This is a genomic window from Pseudomonas meliae (assembly GCF_001400515.1).
GTDB lineage: Bacteria > Pseudomonadota > Gammaproteobacteria > Pseudomonadales > Pseudomonadaceae > Aquipseudomonas > Aquipseudomonas amygdali.
In genome coordinates, this window is record NZ_LJQT01000394.1 from 1 (window position 1) to 6,799 (window position 6,799).

General features: G+C 57.7%; 5 protein-coding genes and 2 pseudogenes. 6 read left to right on the forward strand and 1 reads right to left on the reverse strand.

The window, feature by feature from the left end; all coding sequences use genetic code 11:
- The 4 genes and pseudogenes from ALO64_RS24600 to ALO64_RS26910 all read left to right on the forward strand — a co-directional run.
- Nucleotides 1–161: acyl carrier protein (locus tag ALO64_RS24600; RefSeq protein WP_162232077.1), on the forward strand; the 161-nt coding region annotated here is incomplete at its 5' end.
- A 178-nt stretch (nucleotides 162–339) separates the two neighbouring features.
- Nucleotides 340–1,140 (forward strand): mechanosensitive ion channel family protein, encoded by an 801-nt coding sequence (locus ALO64_RS18145; RefSeq protein ID WP_044322137.1) that lies wholly within the window; start codon nucleotides 340–342, stop codon nucleotides 1,138–1,140.
- A 115-nt stretch (nucleotides 1,141–1,255) separates the two neighbouring features.
- Nucleotides 1,256–2,362, forward strand: a pseudogene (locus tag ALO64_RS26905) (FIST signal transduction protein); the annotation flags it as partial.
- Nucleotides 2,363–2,917: 555 nt separating this feature from the next.
- Nucleotides 2,918–3,274, forward strand: a pseudogene (locus tag ALO64_RS26910) (methyl-accepting chemotaxis protein); the annotation flags it as partial.
- A gap of 63 nt (nucleotides 3,275–3,337) precedes the next feature.
- Here ALO64_RS26910 and ALO64_RS18155 read toward each other — a convergent pair.
- Entirely contained in the window at nucleotides 3,338–4,819 is a 1,482-nt protein-coding gene (locus ALO64_RS18155) for a YdgA family protein (protein ID WP_044345444.1), read from the reverse strand.
- Nucleotides 4,820–4,991: 172 nt separating this feature from the next.
- Here ALO64_RS18155 and ALO64_RS18160 point away from each other — a divergent pair, with 172 nt between their 5' ends.
- On the forward strand, nucleotides 4,992–5,651 hold the full coding sequence (locus ALO64_RS18160; protein WP_408002917.1) for an HAD-IA family hydrolase: 660 nt from the start codon (nucleotides 4,992–4,994) through the stop codon (nucleotides 5,649–5,651).
- 20 nt (nucleotides 5,652–5,671) lie between these two features.
- Nucleotides 5,672–6,679 carry an aldo/keto reductase gene (locus ALO64_RS18165; RefSeq protein WP_044345447.1) on the forward strand — a complete coding sequence of 336 codons (1,008 nt, stop codon included), beginning with the start codon at nucleotides 5,672–5,674 and terminating at the stop codon, nucleotides 6,677–6,679.
- The last annotated feature ends 120 nt before the right edge of the window (nucleotides 6,680–6,799 follow it).

The window sequence follows — 6,799 nt, forward strand, 5'->3', positions numbered from 1 at the left end:
TGTTCAGCGTCTCCCTAAGTTTAGGGGCAGACAGCTTAGACTCTGTTGAGTTTATTATGCGTATAGAGAATGCGTTTAATATCGAGATACAAGAGGAAGAAATTAAGCAATTCAGAACCGTGCAGAACATCGTCGATTACGTGTCGAAGAGCAAAAATTAAGCCCTGCCTACGTAGGCAACTCTTTAAAACCGGCTGAACACCTCAGCGCCTGGTGGAATAAAGGCCCTTTGCCTCCAGTCAAAACTACCAGTAGCCACCGCCCTGCTTTGCCATTCAATGTATGGCTCCGCTCCGCAGGCCATCTGCCGGGCGAGCCCTGCGGTCGGGAGTTGCGGTGATGGATGCGCTGAATGTCATCAATATCGGCACTGACGGAATCAACTCGTTGTTCAATATCGTTCTGCAGTACGGAACAACTGTCGTTTTGAGGCTGGTGATCGCAGCCTTGTTGTGGATAGTGGGTCGCTGGCTGATCGGCGTGCTGGTGAGGATGGCGCAGCGTTCGCTGACGCGGCAGCGGTTTGATCCGACTGTTCTGCGCTATGTCGGCTCGTTCATCACGGTGACGCTGAATATCATTCTGGTGATCGCCATCTTGAGCTATTGCGGCATCGAGACCACCAGCTTTGCGGCATTGCTGGCGGCCGTGGCGCTGGCGATCGGCATGGCGTGGTCGGGTTTGCTGGCCAATCTGGCGGCAGGTGGTTTCATCATCGTGCTGCGGCCCTTCAAGGTCGGCGATATGATTTCGGCTGCGGGTGTGACCGGGACAGTGGTCGAGATCGGACTGTTCGTCACGTCGATCAACACCTCGGAAAACGTGTTGAATCTGGTGGGCAACAACAAGATCTTCTCTGACACGATCATCAATTTTTCCAGCAATGATTTCCGCAGCGTCGAACTGACCGCAATATTGCCAGGCACTGCCGACGAGCAGGCGATCATTCCGCGCCTCAAGGATCAAATCGCCCGCCTCCCCAATGTATTGAGCAGCCCCGCGGTCGATGTGCATCTGTCCTCTACGACAGCCGATTCCATCACCCTGTCAGTACGCCCCTATTGCCACAATAATCACTATGATTCGGTGCATCGCCAGACGCTTGCCCTGATCAGAGCGTTGATGCTGAACATGTCCTGAGCGGCACGCATAGGCAAAATTCATCGCCCACCGGCTAACCTGAACCCGTCAGCAGCCGATTAAAAGACCTCGGCCTTTTTTACGGCCCCTGCCTTTTACTCTTACGGATTCAACCATGAGCTTTCTATCTCGTTTTCGGGCCGGCACTTCGCGGACCGGAGGCGTACTCAGTGTCATTACGTCCGCGCGGGAATTGAACGACACGCTGTCGGCGTTAAGTTTTGACCCGGTCTACCTGACAGGCTTCGTTTCACCTCACGTCGACTTCGGTCAGGTTGCCCAGTCTGTCGCGGCACGCTTTCCCAACGCCAAGATCAGCCTGTGCACAACATCCGGCGAACTGTGCTCCAGCAATGATTCGCTGTATTGCGCGGCGGGTAATCAGTGGGACCGGATCGTGCTGGCGCTGTTCGACTCAAGCGTTATCCAGAGTGCCGAGGTGGTGCATATTCCCCTGCACAGCGAAGATATTCGCGGCGCGGGCAAGCGACTGTCCATGCGTGAGCGCATTGCGCGGCTGACCGACTCGATCAAGCGCACTCAGGTCAGCACGCCTATCGACCACAGGGATACGCTGGCCTACGTCACCTTTGACGGCCTTTCGGCCTCGGAGTCGTTTTTCATGGAAGCGCTCTACGAGTCAGGGCGTTTCCCATGCCTGTTCGTGGGTGGCTCTGCAGGCGGCAAAAGCGACTTCAAGAAGACGCTGATTCACGACGGTAAACGCAGCTACGAGAACCATGCTCAGGTGGTGTTTCTCAAGAGCGCAAAGAATGTGCGCTTTGGCGTCTTCAAGAGCCAGAACTTCGAGCCAACGCCACTGAGCCTGAGTGTCCTGACCGCCTCGCTGGAAGAGCGCTACATCAGCCAGGTGGTCAATTCCAGAGGCGAGATTGCCACGATGGTTGCAGCGCTGTGTGATGCGCTTAAGTGCGAGCGGCATGAGCTGGAAGGCAAGCTGGCGCAATATTCGTTCGCCATTCGGGTGGGCGAGGAACTGTTCGTACGCTCCATTGCGCGTATCGATTATGAAAGCGAGCGGGTTCATCTGTTCTGCGACGTGGCACCCGGCGAAGAACTGGTGATGGTCAAACGGACGTCGATGATCGACACCACGCGCAAGGACTTTACGCGCTTTCTACAGGGCAAGTCCGGCAAGCCGCTGCTCGGCCTGTTGAGCGACTGCATTCTGCGTCGTCTGAACAACGGCAGTGAATTGGGCCGCATGAATGATGTGTTCGGCGAGACGCCAGTAGTGGGCTTCTCGACCTTCGGTGAGATTCTGGGTTTGAACCTCAACCAGACCCTTACCGCAGTGTTCTTTTTCAAGGTGCCGGAAGGTCAGCCGTTCCGCGACGATTACATCGATAACTTCATTGCCTATTACGGCGAATTCAAGGCGTTCTTCCTGCGTCGGCAGATCAAGAAGCTGGCCGGTTTGAGCCATGTAGTGGTCAAGCAGATCGACCAGTTCAAGCAGCGTAACTTTGTGCAAACCATTGACCCGAGTGGTCTGGACGAGCAGATCCGCCCGGTGTTCGGCGGCCTGAGCGATCTGGGCGATGTACTGGTCAAGGCTCATCAGGATCAGGAAGAAATCGCCGATCAGTTGCGCCACTATTCAGGCGAGCTGCATGTTTCGATGGATGAGTTGTCGCAGACCATCACGCAGCAGGAAACGGTCATCGATAAGGCGGGTAATACCGTCAAAAGCCTGGTCAGCCAGGCCGACGAGGTCGTGCTTGGCTCTCGGGAGCTGGCCAAGTCCAGCCTGCGCATCCAGTCAGTTGTGCAGATGATCCAGCAGATCGCCGGGCAGACCAATCTATTGGCGCTGAACGCCGCCATCGAGGCAGCTCGGGCCGGCGAAATGGGCCGTGGCTTTGCAGTGGTCGCCGATGAAGTGCGTCAGCTGGCGCAGAAAACCACGCAAAACGCGAATGACATCGGCACGGATATCGAGCGTCTGGCCGAGGAGATTCGCAAGGTCGCGCAGCATATCGAAGAGCAATCCCTGGAAGTCGGCACGCTCACCAGCCTGCTGGCGGAGCTGGAAGGCTCCAGCGACATGACCGCGGGCACCTCGCAACGTACCCGGCAACTGGCGGATACCCTGCGCGGGCTGACTCGGTAGCAGGGCCTCTGCTGTCAGGACGGTACATTGCCCGTCCTGACAGCAGGCCGTGTTGCAGGCAGCTTACTGGTTGCCCAGCACGCCGACCTTGCCCATCACGTTGCTCATGAATTGCTGCACGGTCATTTTCTGGCCATTGAAGTCGACCATCTGGTCGGCATAACGCAGGTCGGAAACGATGTTGTCACCATCGACCTTGGCCAGTTGCATCATCTCGGCCATGGCACTGGCCATGTCGCCAGCGGCCTTGGCCTGCTCGGCGATGACCTTGAGGTCGGTCTGGCCTTCACGAATGGCTTGCTGGGTAGCAAGATCGCGGATCATCGGCTTGGACAGGACAACCTTGGCGTTGACTTCGCCCAGACTTTTCAAGAGCAGCGAATCGGAAGGCTGATCGAGCGGGCCTGGATCGGCCAGGTCCACCGCGATGCGCATGTGGCTTTCGCCGTTGCTGGTCTTGAGCGAGAGTTTTTCCAGTTCGATATGCGGCTTGGCGATCAGCAGCTTTTTCATCTGGGTGTTCATCAGCTCTTGATCAGCCGGGTTCAGCTCAAGACGAAACGGACGTTTCTCCAGCGCGGCCTGCTGCTGTTGAGGCAGGATTTTATCCTGATACAACTGATACAGCGCCTGAGTGGCCACCACATCGAAGTTGGCTATTTTGAAGCCCATGTGCGCTGAGCCAACGTCCTTGCCTGCGTAGGAAATCATGCCGGCATCGTAGTTGATCTGGGCGGCCAGGTTACCGGCATCTTCCTGCGCCAGGTTGGTGTTGGTGAAGTCCTTGATCTGCACCGGCGGCTTGCCCACCACCTGAAAACCCGCACTCTGGATTTTCATGTTGGTGTGGCCCAGATAGAAACCGGACTTGCCTTTGGTGCCGCCCGTGTCAAAGGTCATGCCTTTGACGTCGATGCTGACCGGGCCGTCAGGCGACGCGACGTTGAGCTGCAGGTTTTCCATGTTACCGGCCAGGCTGAATTTTTCAGCGTCGGCGGACGACTCGGCATTCAGGTCGAGCCCGGAAAACCTGAACGTACCGTCGACGTCGGTCATTTCCAGCGGGGCCATCTGCAGCGTGCCTTTGGTGGCGCGGTCATAGCCGATGCTGGCTTGCCCCTTGAGCGGTGGAACGTCCTTGCTCATGGCGAACCACTTTTCGGCGCTGGGGCTTTTCTCCATCTGGAAATTGCTCAGGGCCATGACGGGCAGCAGGTTCAGGGTCTTGAGGCGCGACAACGGAATGGGCCCGTGCTCGATCTGGTCGACAAACAGGAACTGGCCGCCCTGGGTGCTATCGGACAGGTTCTGGATGTCCACGCGATAGTGCGCCGTGCTGCTGAAGAAGTGCTTTTCCAGCGAGAGCATTTCCAGTTTGACGCTGGTGTCGGTGCCCTTGAACGACTTCGCGAGTTCCTGGTTGGCCTTGCTGATGGAGTCGGTCAGCGCGCCTTCCAGTTGATTGCCCGTGTACCAGGCGCCCGCCGTAACCAGTGCGCCCGCTACGACGATGACGCCAATCGCTATACCTGCTGATTTATTCATAGTGACGTGAAGATATCCGTTCTGATGATGGGAAAGTCGTACCGGGACTGGCAGCACAGTTGAAAACCGCGAAAGATTATCAGAAACACAGGGTAGCCACGGTATTCACGGAAACGTTAGGCTGAAACGAATTTGAGAACGGGATGTGATCACATGAGCGAGCAACACACCGATCAAGGCCGTCATTTTCGACATGGATGGCCTGTTGCTGGACACCGAGGGGGTTTATACCGAAGTCACCCACTTGATCGCCAGCCGCCACGGGCGCACCTTCGACTGGTCCATCAAACAGCACACTATCGGCCGCGGCGCCCGGGATTTCTCGGATTACGTGATCAAGACGCTTGAATTGCCAATGTCGATCGACGAGTTTCTCGAAACCCGTGAACCGATGCTCGAAGAGCGTTTCCCCAAAGCGCTGGCAATGCCCGGAGCCGAGGCGCTGGTCAGGCATCTGGCAGCGCACAATATTCCCATCGCAGTGGGCACCAGCTCGTCTGTGCATTACTTCGAGGCCAAGACTACCCTGCACCGCGCATGGTTCGAGCTGTTCGATACCGTCGTGACCGCAGACGACCCGGAAGTCGGCGCTGCCAAACCGGCCCCGGACATCTTTCTCGTCGCCGCCCGCCGCCTTGGCGTCTCGCCGAGTGATTGCCTGGTCTTCGAAGACTCGCCGTTCGGTGTGACGGCCGCCAAGGCTGCGGGCATGTACGCTGTCGCCGTACCGGACTCGCACATGCCGGTCGAGCAATACGAGCATGCAGACCTGCTGCTTGCCTCGCTCGCCGACTTCCCGCTCAAGGCGTGGGGGCTGCCTGAACTCGTCTGAATGACATGGAGATGTTGAGCATGAATTATCGAATCCTCGGCCAGTCCGGCCTCAAGGTTTCCACCCTGACACTCGGCTCGATGATGTTCGGCGAGCAGACCGGTGCCGAAGAGTCCCTGCGCATCATCGACAAGGCCAGGGATCAGGGCATCAATTTCATCGACACGGCGGATGTCTACAACGGTGGGCGCTCGGAAGAAATCGTCGGCCGGGCCATCGCCGCCCAGCGCAGCGACTGGGTGCTGGCCACCAAGGTCGCCATCGGGCCAGCCGACGGCGTGCCCAATCGCGCCGGTCTGAACCGCAAGCACCTCTTCAATGCCATCGAGAACAGCCTGCGGCTTCTGGATACCGACTATGTGGATATCTATTACCTGCACAAGGAGGATCAGGACACACCACCTGAAGTGACCGTCTCGGCCATTGGCGATCTGATCCGTCAGGGCAAGATCCGCTACTGGGGTGTGTCGAACTTTCGCGGCTGGCGAATCGCTGAAATCGTCAACGTCGCGCAGCGCCTGGGCGTAGACAAGCCGGTCATCAGCCAGCCGCTGTACAACATCGTCAACCGTCAGGCCGAAGTCGAGCAGATCACCGCAGCGGCGTATCACGGCTTGGGTGTGGTGCCTTTTAGCCCGCTCGCACGCGGGGTGCTCAGCGGTAAATACGCCCCGGACATCGCCCCCGACAGTGAAAGCCGGGCCGGGCGTCAGGACAAGCGGCTGCTGGAAACCGAATGGCGCGTGGAATCACTGCGTATTGCGCAGCGCATTCAAGAGTACGTGCAGGACAAGGGTGTAGGTATTGTCGAGTTCGCCATTGCCTGGGTGCTCAACAACCGCGCCGTGACCTCGGCAATCGTCGGTCCGAGGACCGAGCAGCAGTGGGACGGTTACACCAAGGCACTAACGGTTGATATTACCGCCGAGGATGAGGCATTTATCGATTCGCTGGTAACGCCTGGGCATGCATCGACGCCCGGTTTCAATGATGTTCAGCACTTTGTGTCTGGCCGCCTGACTCGCTGAAGCGATTCCGCCTGCGGCCTTATGCCGCGAACGCCAATCTACTGCGCTCTGAAACGCCCGTTTCAGAGCGTTATTTCATAAAAACATAACGTGAAACTCCTGTTAGGAGGGTGTAGACAA